Annotated in this window: 20 protein-coding genes; 16 read left to right on the top strand and 4 right to left on the bottom strand. The window is 73.5% G+C overall.

What is annotated here, in order from left to right; translation table 11 throughout:
- Nucleotides 1–7 precede the first annotated feature (7 nt).
- On the bottom strand, nt 8–706 hold the full coding sequence (locus ACSU6L_RS30435; protein ID WP_437061954.1) for a gamma-glutamyl-gamma-aminobutyrate hydrolase family protein: 699 nt from the start codon (nt 704–706) through the stop codon (nt 8–10).
- 63 nt (nt 707–769) lie between these two features.
- On the bottom strand, nt 770–1,516 hold the full coding sequence (locus ACSU6L_RS30440; RefSeq protein ID WP_437061956.1) for a FadR/GntR family transcriptional regulator: 747 nt from the start codon (nt 1,514–1,516) through the stop codon (nt 770–772).
- A gap of 77 nt (nt 1,517–1,593) precedes the next feature.
- Between ACSU6L_RS30440 and ACSU6L_RS30445 the strand changes: the two genes are divergently transcribed.
- The 4 genes from ACSU6L_RS30445 to ACSU6L_RS30460 are packed head-to-tail and all read left to right on the top strand — an operon-like array spanning nt 1,594 to nt 6,098.
- Complete coding sequence (locus ACSU6L_RS30445) at nt 1,594–2,958, top strand: glutamine synthetase family protein (protein WP_437061958.1); 1,365 nt, start codon at nt 1,594–1,596, stop codon at nt 2,956–2,958.
- A gap of 13 nt (nt 2,959–2,971) precedes the next feature.
- Nucleotides 2,972–4,339: an aldehyde dehydrogenase family protein gene (locus tag ACSU6L_RS30450; RefSeq protein WP_437061960.1), complete on the top strand. Its 1,368-nt coding sequence runs from the start codon at nt 2,972–2,974 to the stop codon at nt 4,337–4,339.
- On the top strand, nt 4,336–5,118 hold the full coding sequence (locus ACSU6L_RS30455; RefSeq protein WP_073942028.1) for a 3-oxoacyl-ACP reductase: 783 nt from the start codon (nt 4,336–4,338) through the stop codon (nt 5,116–5,118). Before ACSU6L_RS30450 ends, ACSU6L_RS30455 begins: the two co-directional genes overlap by 4 nt.
- Before the next feature lie 29 nt (nt 5,119–5,147).
- Nucleotides 5,148–6,098 carry a DUF2510 domain-containing protein gene (locus tag ACSU6L_RS30460; protein WP_437065120.1) on the top strand — a complete coding sequence of 317 codons (951 nt, stop codon included), beginning with the start codon at nt 5,148–5,150 and terminating at the stop codon, nt 6,096–6,098.
- Between the two features lie 37 nt (nt 6,099–6,135).
- Here ACSU6L_RS30460 and ACSU6L_RS30465 read toward each other — a convergent pair whose 3' ends face one another.
- On the bottom strand, nt 6,136–7,338 hold the full coding sequence (locus ACSU6L_RS30465; RefSeq protein WP_437061962.1) for an amino acid deaminase/aldolase: 1,203 nt from the start codon (nt 7,336–7,338) through the stop codon (nt 6,136–6,138).
- 241 nt (nt 7,339–7,579) lie between these two features.
- On the opposite strand from ACSU6L_RS30465, the gene ACSU6L_RS30470 reads away from it, so the two are divergent.
- From ACSU6L_RS30470 to ACSU6L_RS30480, 3 genes are all read left to right on the top strand, one after another.
- The gene (locus tag ACSU6L_RS30470; protein ID WP_437061964.1) at nt 7,580–8,950 is read left to right on the top strand and encodes a hypothetical protein; all 1,371 of its coding nucleotides are present in this window, start codon (nt 7,580–7,582) and stop codon (nt 8,948–8,950) included.
- Complete coding sequence (mycP, locus tag ACSU6L_RS30475) at nt 8,947–10,119, top strand: type VII secretion-associated serine protease mycosin (RefSeq protein WP_437061966.1); 1,173 nt, start codon at nt 8,947–8,949, stop codon at nt 10,117–10,119. The genes ACSU6L_RS30470 and mycP overlap by 4 nt, the downstream gene beginning before the upstream one ends.
- A gap of 78 nt (nt 10,120–10,197) precedes the next feature.
- Nucleotides 10,198–10,929 (top strand): SseB family protein, encoded by a 732-nt coding sequence (locus ACSU6L_RS30480; RefSeq protein ID WP_073942416.1) that lies wholly within the window; start codon nt 10,198–10,200, stop codon nt 10,927–10,929.
- A gap of 12 nt (nt 10,930–10,941) precedes the next feature.
- On the opposite strand, the gene ACSU6L_RS30485 is transcribed toward ACSU6L_RS30480, so the two are convergent.
- Nucleotides 10,942–11,289: a DUF1844 domain-containing protein gene (locus ACSU6L_RS30485; RefSeq protein WP_073942415.1), complete on the bottom strand. Its 348-nt coding sequence runs from the start codon at nt 11,287–11,289 to the stop codon at nt 10,942–10,944.
- Between the two features lie 384 nt (nt 11,290–11,673).
- Between ACSU6L_RS30485 and infC the strand changes: the two genes are divergently transcribed.
- From infC to ACSU6L_RS30530, 9 genes are all read left to right on the top strand, one after another.
- Complete coding sequence (gene infC / locus ACSU6L_RS30490; protein ID WP_241842694.1) at nt 11,674–12,324, top strand: translation initiation factor IF-3; 651 nt, start codon at nt 11,674–11,676, stop codon at nt 12,322–12,324.
- 112 nt (nt 12,325–12,436) lie between these two features.
- Nucleotides 12,437–12,631, top strand: coding sequence for a 50S ribosomal protein L35 (gene rpmI, locus ACSU6L_RS30495; RefSeq protein ID WP_004933563.1), 195 nt, complete (start codon nt 12,437–12,439; stop codon nt 12,629–12,631).
- A gap of 95 nt (nt 12,632–12,726) precedes the next feature.
- The gene (rplT, locus tag ACSU6L_RS30500) at nt 12,727–13,110 is read left to right on the top strand and encodes a 50S ribosomal protein L20 (protein WP_006141703.1); all 384 of its coding nucleotides are present in this window, start codon (nt 12,727–12,729) and stop codon (nt 13,108–13,110) included.
- Nucleotides 13,111–13,224: 114 nt separating this feature from the next.
- Nucleotides 13,225–14,073 (top strand): TrmH family RNA methyltransferase, encoded by an 849-nt coding sequence (locus tag ACSU6L_RS30505; RefSeq protein WP_437061969.1) that lies wholly within the window; start codon nt 13,225–13,227, stop codon nt 14,071–14,073.
- Between the two features lie 53 nt (nt 14,074–14,126).
- The gene (locus tag ACSU6L_RS30510) at nt 14,127–15,269 is read left to right on the top strand and encodes an ATP-binding protein (RefSeq protein ID WP_437061971.1); all 1,143 of its coding nucleotides are present in this window, start codon (nt 14,127–14,129) and stop codon (nt 15,267–15,269) included.
- Nucleotides 15,270–15,403: 134 nt separating this feature from the next.
- Nucleotides 15,404–16,525 carry a phenylalanine--tRNA ligase subunit alpha gene (gene pheS, locus ACSU6L_RS30515; protein ID WP_437061973.1) on the top strand — a complete coding sequence of 374 codons (1,122 nt, stop codon included), beginning with the start codon at nt 15,404–15,406 and terminating at the stop codon, nt 16,523–16,525.
- A complete protein-coding gene (pheT, locus tag ACSU6L_RS30520) occupies nt 16,525–19,038 on the top strand; it encodes a phenylalanine--tRNA ligase subunit beta (RefSeq protein WP_437061975.1) in 2,514 nt (837 codons plus the stop codon). Before pheS ends, pheT begins: the two co-directional genes overlap by 1 nt.
- A 222-nt stretch (nt 19,039–19,260) precedes the next feature.
- A complete protein-coding gene (locus ACSU6L_RS30525; RefSeq protein ID WP_437061977.1) occupies nt 19,261–20,331 on the top strand; it encodes a PP2C family protein-serine/threonine phosphatase in 1,071 nt (356 codons plus the stop codon).
- Between the two features lie 191 nt (nt 20,332–20,522).
- Nucleotides 20,523–21,863, top strand: coding sequence for a transcriptional regulator (locus ACSU6L_RS30530; protein ID WP_437061979.1), 1,341 nt, complete (start codon nt 20,523–20,525; stop codon nt 21,861–21,863).
- The last annotated feature ends 42 nt before the right edge of the window (nt 21,864–21,905 follow it).

Below are 21,905 nucleotides of genomic sequence, written 5' to 3' on the forward strand. Positions count from 1 at the left end.
ACGGGGTTCAGAGCGCTGTCGTGGCGGCCTCGACCAGCGCGCGCATCACGCGGACGTCCTCGCCCATCTCCGGATGCCACTGGACGCCGAGCACCCAGCCGGCGGCGGCGGGCAGCTCGATCGCCTCGACCGTGCCGTCCGTCGCGTGGGCACACGGCAGCAGACCGGCGCCGAGACGGTCGACGGCCTGGTGGTGGTACGTCGGTACGGCCGTCTCCTCCGCGACGATCCCCGCGTACCGCGTGCCCGGCACCGGCTTGACCGGGTGGCGGCCGAAGACGCCGACCACCTCGGCGTGCCCGTCGACGTGCTGGGTCAGGGTGCCGCCGAGGGCGACGTTCAGCAGCTGCATGCCCCGGCAGATCCCCAGCAGCGGCAGCCGGGCCGCCAACGCCGCCTCGATCAGGGCGAGTTCCCAGGCGTCCCGCTCCCGCGCCGGAGGGCCGGTGCGGGGGTCGCGGTCGGCGCCGTAGCGCACCGGTTCCACGTCGGGGCCGCCCGCGATCACCAGGCCGTCCAGCCGGGCCACGGCCGCCGCCGCCCGTTCCGGCGCGTCCGGCGGCAGCAGCGCGGCCAGCCCGCCCGCCTCCTGCACCAGCCGCGGATACCCGGCGGGCAGCAGCGCCGCCTCCAGCTCCCACACACCCCAGCGCGCCCCGGCCTCCAGGTAGGTGCTGACCCCGATCAGCGGCCGCCCGTCCGTCATCCGACCTCCCTCAATGGATCCCCTCCGTACCATTGCCGAGGTGCGGGGCGCACGGCAAGACGCTCACCCGAGGAACCCGCGCAGCAGCGCCGCCGTGCCCGCGCAGTGCTCCCGCATGATCTCCCGCGCCCCGTCCGCGTCCCCGTCGAGCACCGCCTCCACCAGCGCGGTGTGCTGGCGCTGGGAGTGCTCCAGGTTGCGCACCAGCAGCGGGATGCAGTCGAGCAGGTCGTTCACCGTGGCCCGGACCGCCGCGTACTGCGCGGTCAGCGTCGCGGAGCCGGACAGCTCGGCGAGGGTGAGGTGGAGCAGGGTGTCCCGGCGGCGGTAGTCGGCCGGCGGGGCGTCCCGGGTACCGGCCAGCGCCTCGCGCAGCCGCCCCGCCCGCGCGTCCGTCAGCCCGTGCGCGGCACACAGCCCGGCCGCGCCGGTCTCCAGCACCTCCCGGAAGCGCAGCACGTCCTCCAGGTCGACGCCGGCGACCCGGCGCCGCAGCTCGGCCTCGCCGACGGCGTCCGCCCGCTCGCGCACAAACGTTCCGCCGTACCGGCCGCGCCGCGACTCCACCAGCCCCTGGTCCTGGAGCACCTTCAGCACCTCGCGCAGCGTCACCCGGCTGATCCCCAGCCGTTCCGCCAGCTCCCGCTCGGCGGGCAGCCGCCCGCCGCCCGGCACCAGTCCCAGCCGGACCACCTGGAGGATCTGCTCCAGCGCCTCCTCGAAGCCGTTGCCCGCCCGCACGGGACGCAGCACCCGGGCCAGCCGGTCCCCGGCGGCGGCACCGGCGGGTTCCACCGGATCCAGTGGCATGTGGCTGTGCCCCCTTCCCAACCAATGGTCGTCACTCATACCTTAGGGCTCCCGGCTGACCGAAGGAGGCCCTCCCCGTGGCAGACCGCACACCCCCGCTCAGCGTCGAGGAGCTGCACGCCCTCGTCGCGGGCGGCGAGCTCGACACCGTCGTCCTCGCCTTCCCGGACATGCAGGGACGCCTCCAGGGCAAGCGGTTCGCCGCGCGCTTCTTCCTCGACGAGGTGCTCCGGCACGGCACCGAGGGCTGCAACTACCTCCTCGCCGTCGACGCCGAGATGAACACCGTCGACGGCTACGCGATGTCCTCCTGGGACCGCGGCTACGGCGACTTCGCCATGCGCCCGGACCTCGCCACCCTGCGCCGGGTCCCCTGGCACCCCGGCACCGCCCTCGTCGTCGCCGACCTCGCCTGGGAGGACGGCTCCCCGGTGACGGCCGCCCCCCGCCAGATCCTGCGCCGCCAGCTCGACCGGCTCGCCGCACTCGGCCTCACCGCCCAGGTCGGCACCGAGCTGGAGTTCATCGTCTTCAAGGACACCTACGAGCAGGCCTGGAACACCAACTACCAGGCCCTCACCCCGGCCAACCAGTACAACGTCGACTACTCGGTGCTCGGCACCGGCCGCGTCGAACCCCTGCTGCGCCGCATCCGCAACGAGATGGCCGGCGCCGGGATGACCGTCGAGTCGGCCAAGGGCGAGTGCAACCCGGGCCAGCACGAGATCGCCTTCCGCTACGACGAGGCCCTGGTCACCTGCGACCAGCACGCGATCTACAAGACCGGCGCCAAGGAGATCGCCGCGCAGGAGGGCGTGTCCCTGACCTTCATGGCGAAGTACAACGAGCGCGAGGGCAACTCCTGCCACATCCACCTGTCCCTCACGGACACCGACGGGCGCCCCGCCTTCGCCGGGGACGGCCCGCACGGCATGTCCCCGCTCATGCGGCACTTCCTCGCCGGACAGCTGGCGGCGCTGCGCGACTTCTCCCTCCTGTACGCCCCCAACATCAACTCCTACAAACGGTTCCAGCCCGGCTCCTTCGCCCCGACCGCCGTCGCCTGGGGCCACGACAACCGCACCTGCGCCCTGCGGGTCGTCGGCCACGGCCGCTCCCTGCGCTTCGAGAACCGGCTGCCCGGCGGCGACGTCAACCCGCACCTCGCGGTCGCCGGGATGGTCGCCGCCGGCCTGTACGGCGTCGAGCAGGAGCTGGAGCTGCCGGAGGCCTGCGAGGGCAACGCCTACACCGCCGGGTACGCGCAGGTGCCGACCACCCTGCGCGAGGCCGCCGAGCTGTGGGAGACCAGCCCCGTCGCCAAGGCCGCGTTCGGCGACGAGGTCGTCGACCACTACCGCAACATGGCGCGCGTCGAACTCGCCGCCTTCGACGCCGCGGTGACCGACTGGGAGCTGCGCCGCTCCTTCGAACGGATGTGAGGACCCCGTGACCGTGACCCTCGAGGTACTCAACCCCGCGACCGAGGAGGTCGTCGCCACCGTCCCGGCAGCCACGGCCGAGGACGTGGACCAGGCGGTCGTACGGGCGGCGAAGGCGCAGACCGCGTGGGCCGCGCTGCCCCCGGGCGACCGGGCCCGGCTGCTGCGCCGGTTCGCCGTCACCGTCGACGGCCACCTCGAAGAACTGGCCCGGCTGGAGGTGCGGGAGGCCGGTCACGTCCTCGGCAACGCCCGCTGGGAGGCGGGCAACGTCCGCGACCTGCTCGACTACGCGGCCGGGGGAGTGGAGCGGCTCACCGGCCGCCAGATCCCGGTCCCCGGCGGCCTCGACGTCACGATCCTCGAACCGCTCGGCGTGGTCGGCGTGATCGCGCCCTGGAACTTCCCGATGCCGATCGCCGCCTGGGGCACGGCCCCCGCCCTCGCGGCGGGCAACGCGGTGCTCCTCAAACCCGCCGAGACCACCCCGCTCACCGCGCTGCGGCTCGCCGAACTCGCCCTGGAGGCGGGCCTGCCCGAGCACCTGTTCCAGGTGCTGCCCGGCCACGGCCCCGTCGCGGGCGACGCGCTCGTCCGGCACCCGGGCGTGGCGAAGATCGTGTTCACCGGGTCCACGGCCGTCGGCAAGCAGGTGCTGGCGAAGGGCTCCGTCCACCTCAAACGCGTCACCCTCGAACTCGGCGGCAAGAGCCCCAACATCGTCTTCGCCGACGCCGACCTGGAGGCCGCCGCGGCCGCCGCCCCCATGTCCTTCCTCGACAACTCCGGCCAGGACTGCTGCGCCCGGACACGCATCCTCGTCCAGCGCACCGCGTACGACCGCTTCCTGGAGCTGCTGGCCCCCGCGATCGAGGCGGTGCGCGTCGGCGACCCGGCCGACGAGAGCACGGACATGGGCCCGCTCATCTCCCGCGGCCAGCTGGACCGGGTGCGCTCGTACGTCGACCCGGACGCCCCCGGCATCCGCGGCAAGGCCCCCGAAGGCCCCGGCTTCTGGTTCCCGCCCACCGTCCTCACCGGCGTCGACCCGCGCGCACGCGTGGCCGTGGAGGAGGTCTTCGGCCCGGTCGCCGTCGTCCTCCCCTTCGACGACGAGGCGGAGGCCGTGACCCTGGCCAACGCCACCGACTACGGCCTCTCCGGGTCCGTCTGGACCCGCGACGTCGGCCGCGCCCTGCGCGTCTCCCAGGCCGTGCGGGCCGGCAACCTCTCCGTCAACTCCCACTCCAGCGTCCGCTACTGGACCCCGTTCGGCGGCTTCAAGCAGTCCGGCGTCGGCCGTGAACTCGGCCCCGACGCCCTGACCGCCTTCACCGAGACCAAGAACGTCTTCATCAGTACGGAGGGCCCCGCACAGTGACCGAAGAGATCATCTGCCGCCGGCTGGTCGGCCGCACCGCCGTCGTCACCGGAGCCGGCAGCGGCATCGGCCTCGCCACCGTCCGCCGGCTCGCCTCCGAGGGCGCGCACGTCGTCTGCGGCGACGTCGACGAGGCCCGCGGCAAGGCGGCCGCCGAGGAGACCGGCGGCATCTTCGTCAAGGTCGACGTCACCGACCCCGAACAGGTCGAGGCGCTGTTCAGAACGGCGTACGACACCTACGGCAGCGTCGACATCGCCTTCAACAACGCCGGGATCTCCCCGCCCGACGACGACTCCATCCTGGAGACCGGCCTGGAGGCCTGGAAGCGGGTCCAGGAGGTCAACCTCACCTCCGTCTACCTGTGCTGCAAGGCCGCCATCCCCTACATGCGGCGCCAGGGCAAGGGCTCCATCATCAACACGGCGTCGTTCGTGGCGAGGATGGGAGCGGCAACCAGCCAGATCTCGTACACCGCGTCCAAGGGCGGCGTCCTCGCCATGTCACGGGAGCTGGGCGTGCAGTTCGCCCGCGAGGGCATCCGCGTGAACGCGCTGTGCCCGGGGCCGGTCAACACCCCGCTGCTGCAGGAGCTGTTCGCCAAGGACCCGGAGCGGGCCGCGCGCCGCCTCGTCCACATCCCGCTCGGCCGGTTCGCCGAGGCCGAGGAGATCGCCGCCGCCGTCGCCTTCCTCGCCAGCGACGACTCCTCCTTCGTCAACGCCAGCGACTTCCTGGTGGACGGCGGGATCTCGGGGGCGTACGTCACACCGCTGTAGTTCTGGGCCTACAGTGCCGGGATATGAGCATGACACCGCCGCCCGGCTGGTATCGCGACCCCACGGCTCCGCACGCCGAGCGATGGTGGGACGGCACGGCCTGGACCGAGCACCAGCGGGCCCCCGAACCCGCCGGGCACCCGGTGCCGGGCCCGCCGCCGCTCCCCTGGCCGCAGCCTCCCACCACCGTGGGCGGCGGCTCCGCACGGTCGAGGGCCATGGCCCTCACCGTCGCCGGGGCCGTGCTGGTCGCGGCGATCGTCACGGGCGCCGTCTTCCTGCAGGAAGACGCGACGGGCGACGGTGACGACGGCGGGCCGGTCGCCGGCCCCGGCCCGACACTCGTGCCGAGCACCACCTCGCAGCCGTCCACGGCACCGTCCCCCACCGCCTCCGAGCCGTCCGGCGACGACCCGGCCGTCGTCGAGGACCAGCTCAACGGCATCACCTTCCCGCTGCCCGCCGGCTGGGTCCGTCCCCGGAACGTCAGCCAGGAGAACGTCGTGATGACCACCGACGGCACCTACGACTGCCCCAGCGGCATCGGCGTCTGCCGGCACGGCATGGTCTTCTCCCGCACGGTCACCGAGAACGACGAGACCTCGCCCAAGGCCCTGGCCGAGGGCGACATAGCCGACGCCGCCGACGAGGCCTACGACCGCGACGCCCTCGACCGGCGCCCCTACGGCGGCATCGAGTCCCACCAGCTGGTCGACTCCGGGCCGGTCGCGGTGGCCGGCCGCGCCGGGTACTTCGTGCGCTGGCGGGTCAGGACCGCGGACGGGCCCGGCGGCTACGTCCAGTCCCTCGCCTTCCAGTCCAGCGTCGGCACCGAGTCGCCGGTCATCGTCCGCTACGTCTTCGACGCGGGCGAGGACGGCCCGCCGCTCGCCGAGATGGACCTCATCACCAAGGGCATCCGCGTACTCGGGGACACCGGCGGGAGCGGAGGCGTCGGCAGCAGCGTGGGCCCCTCCTAGCCGGCCCCTCCTAGCCGGCTTCTCCAGCCGGTCACTCCTAGAGGAACGTACGGCCCTCGCCCCGGTACGTCGGCACGGTGGCCGTCACCCGGTCGCCCTCGACCAGGTGCAGCGAGTCGAACCGCTCGCACAGCTCACCGGCCTTGGCGTGCCGGAACCACACCTTGTCGCCGATCAGCAGATCGTCGGCCGGGGAACCGAGCAGCGGCGTCTGCACCTCGCCGGGCCCCTCCTGCGGGTCGTAGCGCAGACCCTCCGGCAGACACGGCACCGGCAGCCGGTCCCACCCGGCCGCGCCGGACGCCGGATAGCCCCCGCCGAGCACCGTCACCACACCCACCCCCGGCCGCCGCACCACCGGCTGCGCGAACAGGGCCGCCGGACGCCCGCTGAACGACGTGTAGTTGTCGAACAGCCGCGGCACGTACAGCCCCGACCCGGCCGCGATCTCGGTCACCGCGTCCTCCGCCGCCGTGTGCTGCACGCTGCCCGTGCCGCCGCCGTTGACGAACTCCAGACCCGGCACGACCGCCCGCACAGCGCGCACCACCGCCGCCCGCCGCTCGGCCAGCTCCCGGCGGGCCGCCGCCTGCATCAGCCGCACCGCACGCGAGCGCACCGGCCGCCCCGCCACCGCGTCCCCGACCCCTGCGACATGACCCTCGTAGGCCATGATCCCCACGACCTCGAACCCCGGCCGCCGGTCCACCGCCCGCGCCAGCTCGGCGACCTGGGCGGGGGAGTGCAGCGGGGAGCGCCGCGCGCCGACCCGCACCCGGCCCCCGAGGAGCCGCAGTGAGGTGTCCAACTCCAGGCAGACCCGCACCACTTCACGCCCGCCGTCCCGCGCCCGGTCGATCAGCGTCAGCTGCGCCGGATCGTCGACCATCACGGTCACGGCGGCGGCCAGCTTCGGGTCGCTCGTCAGCTCGGCGAAACCGGCGCGGTCGGCGGACGGATAGGCCAGCAGCACGTCCTCGAAGCCGGAACGGGCCAGCCACAGCGACTCGGCGAGCGTGAAGGACATGACGCCCGCGAAACCGTCCTTCGCCAGCACGCGTTCCAGCAGGGCCCGGCAGCGCACGGACTTGCTGGCCACCCGGATCGGCTTGCCCCCGGCCCGGCGGACCAGGTCGTCCGCGTTGGCGTCGAAGGCGTCCAGGTCCACGATCGCCACAGGAGCGTCGAGATGGGCGGTGGCCCGGTCGTAACGGGCCCGGTCGGCGGCACGCGCAGTCATGAGCGCAGCCTGCCAGACAGGATTACCGCAGGGTAGGGGGATGTTCCGGGCAGATGCCCCGCGGTCGTGGACTGGTTCCCGCATCGGCGCGGGCAACCCGTAGAGTGACGCGCACGCATGTCGGAACGGCCCCGCGGGGATGCCCCCGCCGGATGGCGGTCCATCCGTGCGGGTATGCGTGCGACGTGAGGACGAGCCGCGTACGTGGAGACGGGCCCGGGCACGAGGAAACGGGGGGTGCATGAGCACGGAAGCGCGGCACGCTCCCATCCCACCGCGCCCCGACTCCCCACCGGACGAGCGACCGGCCGCGAACCCCACGGCCCCCGCCGACGGCACCAGGCCCCCACAGGCCCCGCGTTCCCAGACGGACACCTCCGTCACCCCGCCCCCGCCGGCCGCCTCGGCCCGCTTCCCGGACCTGCCGCCCCCGGCGGCCCGCGGCCCCGTGCCGCCCCGCTCCGCCGACGCCCCCGCCGAGACGGCCACGGAACGCACCACCCGCCTGCGCCCCGTCCCGCCGGAGACGCCGGACCCCGCCGCCGATCCCGCCGCCCCCGCACCGGCCGAATCGGTACACCACCCGACACCGCAGGCGTCCCGCCCGCGCGCCGGGACACCGGAACCCCGCCCCCGGACAGGCGTACCCGCCGCCCGGTCGCAGGCCGGGTCCGTGCCGCGCCACCCCGGCCGCCCCCCGGCGCACCGACCGCAGAGCCCGACCTCGTCCGGGACCGGTTCGATGGCGTCGGCGACCCCGGCGCCGAACCCCCCGCACTCCTGGAGCGCCCCACCCGCCCCCCGAACCGCGATGCCCCACGCCTTCGGCGACGACCGTCCGCTTCCGCCGCCCGGCGGCCGGGTGCGGCGGCAGACCGTCGCGGCCGCCGCCTGCGTCGTGCTCGGGCTCGGCCTCATCGGCGGTGCCGTCACGGGCAGCTGGCTGGCCGGCGACTCCACGGACGCGGGGGAGCGCGGCGCGTTCGCCACGGCCGCCGGACTCTGGCACAACGTGCCCGTCGACCAGCTGTTCCCGCGCACCGTCACGGGCACCGGCGCCGGCCCCGGCGAGGCCGACCGCACCTGGACCAGGATCGCCGTCGCCCCCGACACCGGCTGCGCCGACGCCTTCGACCCGCTGCTGCGCAAGGCCCTCGCCCCCGTCGGCTGCCAGCGCCTGCTGCGCGCCACCTACACCGACGCCACCCAGAGCCACGTCACCACCGTCGGCCTGCTCTTCACCAAGGCCGACGCGGCCGCCATGCGCGCCCTTCAGGCACGGTTCGAGGACGAGGGCCTGCACCGCCGTACCGACCTGATGCCCCGCCCGTACGCCGCGAAGGGCACCGTCGCCGCCGGCTTCGGCGACGCCCAGCGCGCCGCGTGGACCGTCTCCGTCCTCACCGACGCGCCCGTCGTCGTCTACGCCGTCTCCGGCTGGGCCGACGGCCGCGCCGTGGACGAGCCGCAGCCCGCCGCCGACGCGATGCGCTCAGGCGCCACCACCGCCCCCGCCCAGGCAGGCCTCGGCCACGAGGCGAAGGGCCTCGCCGACCGAGTCGAGCGGGGCCTGCGCAAGTCCGTCGTCGCCGCCACGGAGCAGCCCTCATGACCCGCCGCCGTACGACCCACCGGGCCGCCGCGCTCAGCGCCCTCCTGGCCGCATCCCTCGCCCTCGTCCCGCCCACCGCCGCGCACGCCGACGGCATCCGCGCCAAGCAGTGGGCCCTGGACGCCCTGCACACCCGGCAGGTCTGGCAGACCACCAAGGGCGCCGGCATCACCGTCGCCGTCCTCGACACCGGCGTCGACGCCACCCACCCCGACCTCGCCGGGAACGTCCTGACCGGCAGGGACATGGTCGGCTTCGGCGCCGACCGGGGCGACCGCGCCTGGGCCCGGCACGGCACCGCCATGGCCGGGATCATCGCCGGCCACGGACACGGCTACGGCGGCACCGACGGCGTCATGGGCATCGCGCCCGCCGCGAAGATCCTCCCCGTCCGGGTGATCCTGGAGGACGGCGACCCCGCCCGGAGCAAGGCCCGCAAGACCCGCGGCAACGCCCTCGCCTCCGGCATCCGCTGGGCCGCCGACCAGGGCGCCGACGTCATCAACCTCTCCCTCGGCGACGACTCGGCCTCCGCCCACCCGGAACCCGCCGAGGACGAGGCCGTCCAGTACGCCCTGAAGAAAGGCGCCGTCGTCGTCGCCTCGGCCGGCAACGGCGGGGAGAAGGGCGACCATATCTCCTACCCGGCCGCCTACCCGGGCGTGATCGCCGCGACCGCCGTCGACAAGTACGGCACCCGCGCCTCCTTCTCCACCCGCCGCTGGTACGCCACGGTCAGCGCCCCCGGCGTCGACGTCGTCATCGCCGACCCCGACCGCAAGTACTACGAGGGCTGGGGCACCAGCGCCGCCGCCGCGTTCGTCTCCGGCGCCGTCGCCCTGGTCAAGGCGGCCCATCCCGGCCTGACCCCGGCGCAGATCAAGCGCCTCCTGGAGGACACCGCCCGCAACGCCCCGGCCGACGGCCGCGACGACTCCCGCGGCTTCGGCTTCATCGACCCGGCCGCCGCCATCGAGGAGGCCGGCCGCCTGAAGCCGGGGAGCCTGCGCTCGGCCGCCTACGGCGAGGAGTACTTCGGCCCCGGCCCCGACGCCGCCGAACCCGAGGACGACGGCACCGGCTGGGCGGGCGCCCTCGCCGGAAGCGCCGGCGGGGTGCTGCTCGTCGCGGCGGTGGTCCTGTGGCGGGGCCGCAGGACGATCCTCTAGCCGCAGGACGATCCTTCAAGGGGCCGGGGGCAAGCCCGCCCGCGTTCCGCCCCCATCCCCCCGATAGGGTCGGTGACCGTGGCGAACAAGAACATTCCCGACCCCGGCTTCTCCGACGACGACGGCTCCGCCGACCCCCGGCTGAGCGCGGCGCTCGCGGCCTGGGCCGAGGACCGCACCGCCCTGGCGCCGGTGCTCCAGGCACTGAAGGGCGCCCGGCTGCTGGTCCCCGTCGTCGCCGTGCTCGGCGAGGTCGAGGAGGACGAGAACGGGCTGCGCCGCGAGAAGACCAGCGACATGGCCGTCCCCACCCTCAAGGCGGGCGGCCGCACCGCCCTCCCGGCGTTCACCTCCACCGACTCGCTGGCCCGCTGGGACCCGCAGGCCCGCCCGGTGGCCGTACCGCTGCACCAGGCGCTCCAGGCCGCCGCCCACGAGAAGGCCGACACGGTCGTGCTGGACCTGGCCGGACCCGTGCCGTTCGAGCTGACCGGGCCCGCGCTGCTGGCGCTCGCGGAGGGCCGTACGACGACCGACCCGCTCGCCGATCCGGCCGTCCTGGAGGCGGTGCGCGCCGCCGTCGCCGCCGAGCCCGCCGTGGTGCGCGCCCACCTCGGCCCCGGCCAGGCCGACGGCACGCTCGCGCTCGTCCTGGACCCGGCCGCCGAGCCCGCCGCGGCCGCCCGGGTGATCGCCCGGCGCCTCGCCGCCGACGAGACACTGCGGGCCCGCCTGGTACGCGGCCTCGACCTGGCACTGCTGCCGGCCGGGACCACGCCTCCGGGCGAGCCCTTGTACGTGCGCGGGTGACGTGCCGAGGACCTAGCCGTAGACCGGGCCGGTGTACTTCTCGCCCGGCCCCTGGCCCGGCTCGTCCGGGACCACGGACGCCTCGCGGAACGCCAGCTGCAGCGACTTCAGGCCGTCACGCAGCGGCGCCGCGTGGAAGGAGCTGATCTCGGTCGCGCTGCCGTCCAGCAGGCCGGCCAGGGCGTGGATCAGCTTGCGGGCCTCGTCCAGGTCCTTGTACTTGTCGCCCTCCTCGGTCAGACCGAGCTTCACGGCGGCGGCGCTCATCAGGTTGACGGCGACCGTCACGATCACCTCGACCGCGGGGACCTCCGCGATGTCGCGGGTCATGGCGTTGAAGTCGGGCGTCTCTTCACTCATGGCGTTCACCATAGGGGCAGGAACGGAACAGGCCCTAGTTGGCCTCGGTTAGCCGTTCCTGGACGGAGCTGCTAACCTTGTGTAACGACCGGTCGGACACGTGCGCTTCACGGCTGTCGAGTCCGGCCTACAAGTGGAGGCTTTCGAACTCCCACCCGACCGCCCTCAGGGCGGCGGGTCACCGGTCAGACGGTCCCGTCCCCGAGGCGGCGATCCGTCCGAATGCGCGCCCCGCGGTGATCGCGGCGGTGCTCCGGTAGTTCGAGGAGCCCCGCCTGTGATCGTCCGGGGCATTTTTTGTGCTTCGGCGCGGTTAGGTCTAACGAACACAGACGTTACGCGGCTGTCCGCCAGACCGTCGCGTGGTGCTACCGAGGAGGATCCATCAGCGCCGAGCCCCGCATCAACGACCGGATTCGCGTTCCCGAGGTGCGACTTGTCGGTCCCAGTGGCGAGCAGGTCGGCATCGTGCCGCTTGCCAAGGCCCTGGAGCTTGCGCAGGAGTACGACCTGGACCTGGTCGAGGTCGCGGCGAACGCCCGTCCGCCCGTGTGCAAGCTCATGGACTACGGGAAGTTCAAGTACGAGTCGGCCATGAAGGCCCGTGAGGCGCGCAAGAACCAGGCGCACACGGTCATCAAGGAGATGAAGCTCCGGCCGAAGATCGACCCGCACGACTATGACACCAAGAAGGGTCACGTCGTCCGGTTCCTCAAGCAGGGCGACAAGGTCAAGATCACGATCATGTTCCGTGGTCGCGAGCAGTCCCGGCCCGAGCTGGGCTACCGGCTGCTGCAGCGCCTCGCGGAGGACGTCCAGGACCTTGGTTTCGTCGAGTCGAACCCGAAGCAGGACGGCCGCAACATGATCATGGTCCTCGGTCCGCACAAGAAGAAGACCGAGGCGATGGCCGAGGCTCGCCAGGCCCAGGAAGCCCGCAAGGCGGAGGCGAAGGCCAACCCCGGTCGTTCGCAGAACCCCGCCGACGCCGAGGCCGCCCCCGAGGCTGCCGCCGAGGAACCCGCCGAGGCGTGATCCCGGGGACTTCCGAGTCCCAGGCAGTAACCGAAACAAGAGCGACGCTCCACCCGTGCCCGGTTTTCGCGACCGGGCACCGGAGCGCCACCGACGAGGAGAGAACGGCGCTATGCCGAAGAACAAGTCGCACAGCGGTGCCAGCAAGCGCTTCAAGGTCACCGGCTCCGGCAAGGTGCTCCGTGAGCGCGCCGGCAAGCGCCACCTGCTCGAGCACAAGTCGTCCCGCGTGACGCGTCGCCTCACCGGCAACGCCGAGATGGCCCCGGGCGACGCCGCGAAGATCAAGAAGCTTCTCGGCAAGTGAGGTCGGGCGCCCAGCGCCTGATCCACCGACACCGGGACCCAATCGTTTCCGGGCCGTGTGACGACAACCACGGCCCCGCTACAAGGAGTTAACAAGTGGCACGCGTCAAGCGGGCAGTCAACGCCCACAAGAAGCGCCGGGCGATCCTCGAGCAGGCCTCCGGCTACCGCGGTCAGCGTTCGCGCCTGTACCGCAAGGCCAAGGAGCAGGTCACCCACTCGCTGGTCTACAACTACAACGACCGCAAGAAGCGCAAGGGTGACTTCCGCCAGCTGTGGATCCAGCGCATCAACGCCGCTGCCCGCGCGAACGGCATCACGTACAACCGCTTCATCCAGGGTCTGAAGGCGGCGAACGTCGAGGTCGACCGCAAGATCCTGGCCGAGCTGGCCGTCAACGACGCGAACGCGTTCGCCGCGCTCGTCGAGGTCGCGCAGAAGGCGCTGCCGTCGGACGTGAACGCGCCCAAGGCCGCGTAACACAGCGACGCGCTGGCTCCGAGCCGACGTGACTGAAGGACCCGCAGGCTCTCACGGCCTGCGGGTCCGCTGCGTTCCGAGACTTTCCGGACAGGACAACCGAAGGTGAACCCCATGCCTCCCGCCGCCCCCGAGCTGATCTCCCCCCGCTCTCCCCGCGTCTCCGCCGCCCGGCGGCTCGCCAAGCGGAACTTCCGGGGCAAGGAGCGGCTGTTTCTCGCGGAGGGGCCGCAGGCCGTGCGGGAGGCGGCGGCGTACCGGGACACCCTCGTCGAGCTGTTCGCCACCGTCGAGGCCGCGGAGCGGTACGCCGACATCGTCGGCGAGGCGCGGGACGCCGGGGCCCGGCTGCACCTCGCCTCGGAACAGGTGATCGCCGACATCTCCACCACCGTGACCCCGCAGGGACTCGTCGGCGTCTGCCGGTTCGTCGACACGCCCTTCGAGGAGATCCTGAAGGCACGGCCCCGGCTCGTCGCCGTCCTCGCGCACGTCCGCGACCCCGGCAACGCCGGCACGGTGCTGCGCTGCGCGGACGCCGCGGGCGCCGAGGCCGTCGTCCTCACCGACGCCTCCGTCGACCTGTACAACCCGAAGGCCGTACGCGCCTCCGTCGGCTCCCTGTTCCATCTGCCGGTCGCCGTCGGCGTCCCCGTCGAGCGGGCCGTCGCCGGGCTGAAGGAGGCCGGGGTGCGGATCCTCGCCGCCGACGGGGCCGGCACCGACGACCTCGACGACGAGCTGGACAAGGGCAGCATGGGCGGGCCCACCGCCTGGGTCTTCGGCAACGAGGCCTGGGGCCTGCCGGAGGACACCCGGGCCCTCGCGGACGCCGTGGTCCGCGTCCCCATCCACGGGAAGGCGGAGAGCCTGAACCTCGCCACCGCCGCCGCCGTATGTCTCTACGCGTCGGCCCGCGCACAGCGCGCCTTCGGAGGGTGCCGATCCGTCACCGAGAGCTAGTAGGGTGACGGGCTCGGGGGCCCACTCAACCATCCGAGAGGTGGGATACGGGGATGAGCGTCGGCACGAGCAGCGCACGCGGAGCACAGGACGTGCGGCGCCCGCCCGCGCCACGGCCCGGTGATCCGGCGGCCGGCCTCGGCATCGATCCCGACGACCTGCCCGACGGCCTCGTCGTCGCCGACGAGCACGGCCGGGTGGTCTGCTGCAACGCCGCCGCCGAGCGCATCGCCGCCGTCCGCGCCGCCGAGGTCCTCGGGCAGCCGCTGGAGTCGGCGCTGCCGTTGGAGGACCTGGAGGGCCGGCGCTGGTGGCAGCTGACCGACCCCTACGGCGGGCTCGCCATCCGGGTCCGCCAGCCGGAGCGCAACCTGCTGCTCCCCGGCGGCCGGGAGGTACTGGTCTCCGCCCGGTACGTGCGCGCCGAGCCCACCGGCCCCGTCCGCCGGGTCGTCGTCTGCCTGCGCGACACCGAGGCCCGGCGCCGCACCGAGCGCAGCCACGCCGAGCTGATCGCCACCGTCGCCCACGAGCTGCGCTCCCCGCTCACCTCGGTCAAGGGCTTCACCGCGACCCTGCTGGCCAAGTGGGAGAGGTTCACCGACGACCAGAAGCGGCTGATGCTGGAGACCGTCGACGCGGACGCCGACCGCGTCACCCGGCTGATCGCCGAGCTGCTGGACATCTCCCGCATCGACTCCGGGCGCCTGGAGGTGCGCCGCCAGCCCGTCGACATCGGCGCCGCCGTCGGACGGCACATCCAGGCGTACGTCGCCGCCGGCCAGGCCGCCGACCGGTTCCTGCTGCGCATCGAGCAGCCGCTGCCCGGCCTGTGGGCCGACCCCGACAAGATCGACCAGGTGCTCAGCAACCTGCTGGAAAATGCGGTGCGGCACGGCGAGGGAACCGTCACCATCGACATCACGGCCACGGCGTCCCCCCGCGAAGGGGAGGACACCGGCACGTCGGTCACCGTGAGCGACGAGGGGCCCGGCATCCCGGAGGAGTCCATGAACCGCGTCTTCACCCGCTTCTGGCGGGGCAGCAAACGCGGCGGCACCGGCCTCGGGCTCTACATCGTCAAGGGCATCGTCGAGGCCCACGGCGGCACCATCACGGTCGGCCGCGCCCAGCAGGGCGGCGCCGAGTTCCGATTTACCTTGCCCGTGGGGGCACCGGCGTATCTCGCCCAGTGACCCACGGGCGCATTCGTACACCCTCACCCCGTTAGACTCGGCCTTTGGCACCTTTGTGTCCCGCGACGGTCCCAGAGCGTCGGTGACGTCGGTGACGGGGACCTTCAGCCAGCCAATCGGAAGCACGGGAAGAGATGTCGGCACCCAATAAGTCGTACGACCCTGTCGAGGTCGAGGCGTTGAAACCGGAAGAGATCGAGCGCATGCGGGACGAGGCGCTCGCCGCCTTCGCCGCCGCGGGCTCCCTCGACGCGCTCCAGGAGGCCAAGGTCGCCCACACCGGCGGCACCTCCCCGCTGGCCCTGGCCAACCGCGAGATCGGCGCCCTGCCCCCGCACGCCAAGGCCGCCGCCGGAAAGCTGGTCGGCCAGGCCCGCGGCGCCGTGAACAAGGCGCTCGCCGCCCGCCAGACCGAGCTGGAGGCCGAGCGGGACGCCCGCGTGCTGGTCGAGGAGGACGTGGACGTCACGCTGCCGTACGACCGCGTACCGGCCGGCGCCCGCCACCCGCTCACCACCCTGTCCGAGCGCATCGAGGACATCTTCGTGGCCATGGGCTACGAGGTCGCCGAGGGCCCGCAGGTCGAGGCCGAGTGGTTCAACTTCGACGCCCTGAACATCGGCCCGGACCACCCGGCCCGCGGCGAGGCCGACACGTTCTTCGTGCAGGGCCCCGACGGCGGCTCCGAGTCCGGTGTCGTGCTGCGCACCCACACCTCGCCGGTGCAGATCCGCTCCCTGCTCGACCGTGAGCTGCCGGTCTACGTCATCTGCCCGGGCCGCGTGTACCGCACCGACGAGCTGGACGCCACCCACACCCCGGTCTTCCACCAGGTCGAGCTGCTGGCCGTGGACGAGGGCCTGACCATGGCGGACCTCAAGGGCACCCTGGACCACATGGTCCAGTCGCTGTTCGGCGAGGGCATGAAGACCCGGCTGCGGCCGAACTTCTTCCCCTTCACCGAGCCGTCCGCCGAGATGGACATGGTGTGCTACGTCTGCCGCGGCGAGTCCGTCGGCAACCCCGACCGGCCCTGCCGCACCTGCTCCAGCGAGGGCTGGATCGAGCTCGGCGGCTGCGGCATGGTCAACCCGCGGGTGCTGGCCGCCTGCGGCGTCGACCCGGAGAAGTACAGCGGGTTCGCCTTCGGGTTCGGCATCGAGCGGATGCTGATGTTCCGCCACAACGTCGAAGACATGCGAGACATGGTCGAGGGTGACGTCCGGTTCACCCGGCCCTTCGGGATGGAGATCTGATGCGGGTCCCGCTTTCTTGGCTGCGGGAGTACGTCGACCTGCCGGCCACCGAGACCGGCCGTGACGTCCAGGCCAAGCTCATTTCGGCCGGTCTGGAGGTCGAGACGGTCGAGCAGCTCGGCCACGACCTCAAGGGCCCCCTGGTCGTCGGCCAGGTGCTGACCATCGAGGAGCTGGAGGGCTTCAAGAAGCCGATCCGCTTCTGCACCGTCGACGTCGGCCAGGCCAACGGCACCGGCGAGCCCCAGGAGATCGTCTGCGGCGCCCGCAACTTCGCCGTCGGCGACAAGGTCGTCGTGGTCCTGCCCGGCGCCACCCTGCCGGGCGGCTTCTCCATCTCCGCGCGCAAGACCTACGGCAAGACGTCCCACGGCATGATCTGCTCCAGCGACGAGCTGGGCATGGGCGACGACGGCACCAAGGGCATCATCGTGCTGCCGCCCGAGACCGAGGTCGGCAAGGACGCCATCGAGCTGCTCGAACTGGTCGACGAGGTGCTGGACATCGCCGTCACCGCCAACCGCGGCGACTGCCTGTCCATCCGCGGCGTCGCCCGCGAGGCCGCCATCGCCTACGGCCTGCCGCTGCGCGACCCGGCGCTGCTCGACGTGCCCGCCCCGAACGCCTTCGGCTACCCGGTGAAGATCTCCGAGCCGCTCGGCTGCGACCGCTTCACCGCCCGCACGGTGTCCGGCCTGCGCCCCGAGGCCCGCTCCCCGATCTGGCTCCAGCGCCGGCTCCAGAAGGTCGGCATGCGCCCGATCTCCCTCGCCGTCGACGTCACCAACTACGTGATGATGGAGCTCGGCCAGCCGCTGCACGCCTACGACCGCAAGCTGGTCAAGGGCACGATCGGCGTCCGCCGTGCCGAGGAGGGCGAGAAGATCGTCACCCTCGACGGCGCCGAGCGGAAGCTGCACGCCGAGGACCTGGTCATCACCGACGACCGCGGCCCCATCGGCCTGGCCGGTGTCATGGGCGGCGCCAACACCGAGATCGCCGACCACGACGACGAGGAGGGCGCGACCACCGACGTGGTGATCGAGGCCGCGCACTTCGACGCCGTCTCCATCGCCCGTACGGCCCGCCGCCACAAGCTGTCCTCGGAGGCCTCCCGCCGCTTCGAGCGCGGTGTCGACCCGCAGGCCGCGTCCGCCGCCGCCCAGCGCACCGTCGACCTGCTGGTGCTGCTCGCGGGCGGCACCGCGGACGCCGGGGTCACCGAGGTCATCGCGCCGTCCGCGCCGCACACCATCACCGTGCCGGCCGACCACCCCGACAAGGTCGCGGGTGTCGTCTACGGCCGGGAGACCGTCGTACGGCGGCTGCAGGAGATCGGCTGCGACGTGTACGGGCAGGACGAGCTGATCGTCACCGTCCCGTCCTGGCGGCCCGACCTGCTGGAGGCCAACGACCTGGCCGAGGAGGTCATCCGGCTGGAGGGCTACGAGAACCTGCCCTCCACCCTGCCGAAGCCCCCGTCGGGCCGTGGCCTCACCCACCGGCAGCGGCTGCACCGCCGGGTCGGCCGGGTGCTGGCCGGCGCCGGGTACGTCGAGGCGCCGAACTACCCGTTCGTCAGCGAGCAGGTCTTCGACCAGCTCGGCCTGGAGGCCGACGACCCCGCCCGCCGCGTGGTCAAGCTGGTCAACCCGCTCAACGACGAGGAGCCCGCGCTGCGCACCTCGCTGCTGCCGGGTCTGCTCGGCGCGCTGCGCCGCAACGACGGCCGGGGCTCGCACGACCTGGCGCTGTTCGAGACCGGGCTGGTCTTCCACCCGCGTCAGGAGCGCGGCGTCGCCGCTCACCTGCCCGTCGACCGGCGTCCCACCGACGAGGAGCTCGCCGCGCTGAACGCCGTGCTGCCCGAGCAGCCGCGCCACGTGGCCGTCGTCCTCGCGGGCGCCCGCGAGCAGGCCGGCTGGTGGGGCAAGGGCCGTCCGGCCGACTGGGCCGACGCGGTCGAGGCCGCGCGGCTCGTCGCCCGGGAGGCGGGCTCCGAGCTGGTGGTGCGCAAGGGCCAGTACGGTCCGTGGCACCCGGGCCGGTGCGCCGAGCTGGTCGTCGTCGCCGACGGCGCCGAGCAGGTCGTCGGCCACGCGGGCGAGCTGCACCCCCGCGTGCTGAAGGCGCTCGGGCTGCCCGAGCGGACCTGCGCGATGGAGCTGGACCTGGACGCGCTGGAGCAGGCCGGGGACGGCACCCCGCAGGCGCCCGGCATCTCCACGTTCCCCGTGGCCACGCAGGACGTCGCGCTCGTCGTCGACAAGCCGGTGCCGCACGCCGAGGTCGAGGCCGCGCTGCGTGAGGGCGCGGGCGAGCTGCTGGAGGGCATCCGGCTGTTCGACGTGTACGAGAACGCGGAGCAGCTGGGGGACGGCAAGAAGTCCCTCGCGTACGCGCTGCGTTTCCGGGCCGGCGACCGGACGCTGACGGTGGACGAGGCGTCGGCCGCGCGGGACGCGGCCGTCGCGCTGGCCGCCGAGCGGACCGGGGCGGTGCTGCGGGGCTAGTCCCGCGACAGCGCCGGGGGACTGTGCGATCGTCGGAGGCTTCCAGCCGTCCGTGACCGGTCGCGCGGTTCCCCGCACCCCTTTTCGGGGCGTTGGAGTCACCTCACTCGATCGGGTGACATTTCCGGCTGATCCGTCTTTACGGGTCATGCGGTCGACAGAATCGGACCGGCCTTTCGGGGTCGGTCCGCGCTGTCAGGGCCTACATGGGGGGCCATCGGCATGATCCGTATCAGGGCACGGGCCCCAGGTCGTCGGATGCTCGCCCTCGGGTTGCCCACGGCCTGGGGTGCCGCGGCCATCGCCTACAAGCTGGCCTGCCCGCTCGGCCGGCAGGACGGGCTCGGGGCGCGGCTCGTGATCAGCGCCGTCTTCTTCGCCGTCGGCACCGGGCTGATGTTCCACGTCCGCCGGGTGCTGCTGCGCGAGCTCGAACAGGCCCGCGAGGTCGCCGGTGCCGCGCAGAGCGCGTTGCTGCGGCCCCTGCCGCCACGGGTCGACGGGCTGCGGGTGGCCGCCGCCCAGCTGGCGGCCGACCGCGGCGCCAGTGTGGGCGGCGACCTGTACGACGTGGTGGCCACCGAGCACGGCGTACGGGCCGTGATGGGCGACGTGCGCGGGCACGGGATCGGCGCCATCGCAACCGTCGCCGCCGTGCTCGGCAGCTTCCGCGAGGCCGCCCACGACGAACCCGACCTCGACCGGGTGCTGCGCCGGCTGGACCGGGCCCTCGCCCGCCATCTGCGGGAACGGGGCCGCACCGAGGCGGGCGGCGCGCTCTCCGAGGAGTTCGTCACCGTCCTGCTGCTGGAGATCGACCGCGACGGGCAGATGCGGGCCCTCAACTGCGGTCACCCATGGCCGTACCGCCTGCGGGGCGCCGAGGTCGAGCCGCTGTCCGTGGCCGAGCCGCTGCCGCCGCTGGGCCCGTTCCCGCTGCCGCCCGAACTGCCCGCCACACCCTGCGGCGAACTCCGGCACGGTGAGGCCCTTTTCCTCCACACGGACGGCGCGGAGGACGCCCGCGACGCGCAGGGCCGCTTCTTCCCGCTGGACCTCGTCCTCGCGGAGGCGCTGAGCGCGGGGACGAGAACTCCGCAGGCCCTCCTGGGAGCCGTGTTCACCCGCCTGCTGCGCCACACCCAGGGCACCCCCGCCGATGACGTCGCCTTCCTGGTCGTCCGCAACGAGCGTCTGCTCGGTCGCCCTTCAGGGGCGCGGGGCAGTGCCGCCGGCGACACGCCGTCCGCCCCGCCACGGAGTGTCGGGCAGGCGACGCGGCGGACGGCGTGAGCGCGGGCCGTCGCACTGTACGAGGGGGAGCCGACGGCCCGGCCGGCCTCTTTCGAGGACATTCAGTCAACCCGCTCGGAACTCTCCGCGACAGCGCGCGCACACCCCGGATTCGCGTACTCCGTTCACACCCCGTGTGAACCCGGATTCACTACGCTGTCGGGCACCGAGCCATCCGGGGGGCCTATCCCATGCAGCCCAACACACTGCTCGACGCGATTCTGGACGAGGCGGGCATCTCGCACGCCGGTCTGGCCGCGCACGTGAACCAGGCCGGACGGGCGCGCGGACTAGCGCTCCGCTACGAACACACCGCCGTGGCCCGCTGGCTGAAGGGACAGCGTCCGCGCGGCCAGGTGCCCGACCTGATCTGCGAGGTGCTGGCCGCCCGGCTGCACCGGCCGGTCACCCTCGACGACATCGGACTCGGCGTCCCCGGCGGCGAGCCGACCGCGCACGGCACGTCGCTGTCCGGCTTCGTGGAGCGGGCCACCGCCCTGTGGCGCTCCGACGAGCAGCAGCGCCCGCATATCCTGGGCGCGCCCGCGGTCACCGGCACGCCCGCCGTGATGCCGGTGTGGGAGTGGGAGAACCCGCCCGAGGACGTGGACGTCTCCCGGGGCGGGCGGCACCGGGTCACCCCGGCCGACATCGACATGCTGCGCGCCGCCCGCACCCACTACGAGCAGATGTACCGCAAGGCCGGCGGGGTCGCGACGCGCACCCGGATCGTCGGGTTCCTCAACGCCGAGGCCGCGCCGCTGCTGCGCGGCGGCTACACCGACGCCACGGGCCGTCAGCTGCACCGGGCCACCGGCGGGTTGGTGGCGGTCGCGGGCATCTGCGCCTACGACTCCGACGCGCACGGCCTCGCCCAGCGCTACTTCCACCAGGCGCTGCGGCTGGCGAAGGCCAGCGGGGACCGGGGACTCGGCGCCTATGTGATCGCGCTGCTGGTCAACCAGTCGCTGTTCATGAAGGAGTACCGGCAGGCCGTCGCCTTCGCGGAGGCCGCGCTGCGCACCGCCGGGAAGCACATCACGCCCGCGCTGGCCTCCGACCTGTACGCGATGCAGGCGAAGGCCTACGCCCATCTCGGCGACGGCAGCGGGGCGCTGTCCTGCATCCGGCGCGCCGAGCAGGCCGCCGAGCGGATCCGGCGCGGTTACGAACCGGACGAGACCGGCTATGTGCAGCCGGGGCTGGTCAACGTCCAGGTGGCGGAGGCGCTGCTCAGCCTGGGTGAGCTGGCGGCGGCCCGGGAGCACGCCGAGGCGGCGGTGGACACCCCGGCGCACGACCGGGGCCGCGTGCACCGGCTGGCCATGCTCAGCACGATCGAACTGCGCCAGGGCAACGCGGAGAAGGCCGTGGCCACCGCGGTGCGGATGGCCGAGCAGGCCCGCGGGATGGAGTCGCAGCGGCTGCGCGACAGACTCCGGGCGGTACGCGAGCACCTGGTGCGCAGCGGCGGCGCGGGCACGGCCGAGGCCGCCGAACTCATCGACGGGGCCCTGCGCGTACCGCTGTAGACCTGCTGTCCGGACCCCCCTGCGGATACCTTGCGACCCCAC

Source organism: Streptomyces sp. enrichment culture, from assembly GCF_964272855.1.
Taxonomy (GTDB): domain Bacteria; phylum Actinomycetota; class Actinomycetes; order Streptomycetales; family Streptomycetaceae; genus Streptomyces.

Excerpts from the sequence above, each read along its gene's own strand:
- ACSU6L_RS30435 (WP_437061954.1), bottom strand. The coding sequence starts at position 706 with ATGACGGACGGGCGGCCGCTGATCGGGGTCAGCACCTACCTGGAGGCC.
- ACSU6L_RS30440 (WP_437061956.1), bottom strand. The coding sequence starts at position 1,516 with ATGCCACTGGATCCGGTGGAACCCGCCGGTGCCGCCGCCGGGGACCGG.
- ACSU6L_RS30460 (WP_437065120.1), top strand. The coding sequence starts at position 5,148 with ATGACACCGCCGCCCGGCTGGTATCGCGACCCCACGGCTCCGCACGCC.
- ACSU6L_RS30465 (WP_437061962.1), bottom strand. The coding sequence starts at position 7,338 with ATGACTGCGCGTGCCGCCGACCGGGCCCGTTACGACCGGGCCACCGCC.
- ACSU6L_RS30470 (WP_437061964.1), top strand. The coding sequence starts at position 7,580 with ATGAGCACGGAAGCGCGGCACGCTCCCATCCCACCGCGCCCCGACTCC.
- mycP (WP_437061966.1), top strand. The coding sequence starts at position 8,947 with ATGACCCGCCGCCGTACGACCCACCGGGCCGCCGCGCTCAGCGCCCTC.
- ACSU6L_RS30485 (WP_073942415.1), bottom strand. The coding sequence starts at position 11,289 with ATGAGTGAAGAGACGCCCGACTTCAACGCCATGACCCGCGACATCGCG.
- rpmI (WP_004933563.1), top strand. The coding sequence starts at position 12,437 with ATGCCGAAGAACAAGTCGCACAGCGGTGCCAGCAAGCGCTTCAAGGTC.
- ACSU6L_RS30505 (WP_437061969.1), top strand. The coding sequence starts at position 13,225 with ATGCCTCCCGCCGCCCCCGAGCTGATCTCCCCCCGCTCTCCCCGCGTC.
- ACSU6L_RS30510 (WP_437061971.1), top strand. The coding sequence starts at position 14,127 with ATGAGCGTCGGCACGAGCAGCGCACGCGGAGCACAGGACGTGCGGCGC.
- pheS (WP_437061973.1), top strand. The coding sequence starts at position 15,404 with ATGTCGGCACCCAATAAGTCGTACGACCCTGTCGAGGTCGAGGCGTTG.
- pheT (WP_437061975.1), top strand. The coding sequence starts at position 16,525 with ATGCGGGTCCCGCTTTCTTGGCTGCGGGAGTACGTCGACCTGCCGGCC.
- ACSU6L_RS30525 (WP_437061977.1), top strand. The coding sequence starts at position 19,261 with ATGATCCGTATCAGGGCACGGGCCCCAGGTCGTCGGATGCTCGCCCTC.
- ACSU6L_RS30530 (WP_437061979.1), top strand. The coding sequence starts at position 20,523 with ATGCAGCCCAACACACTGCTCGACGCGATTCTGGACGAGGCGGGCATC.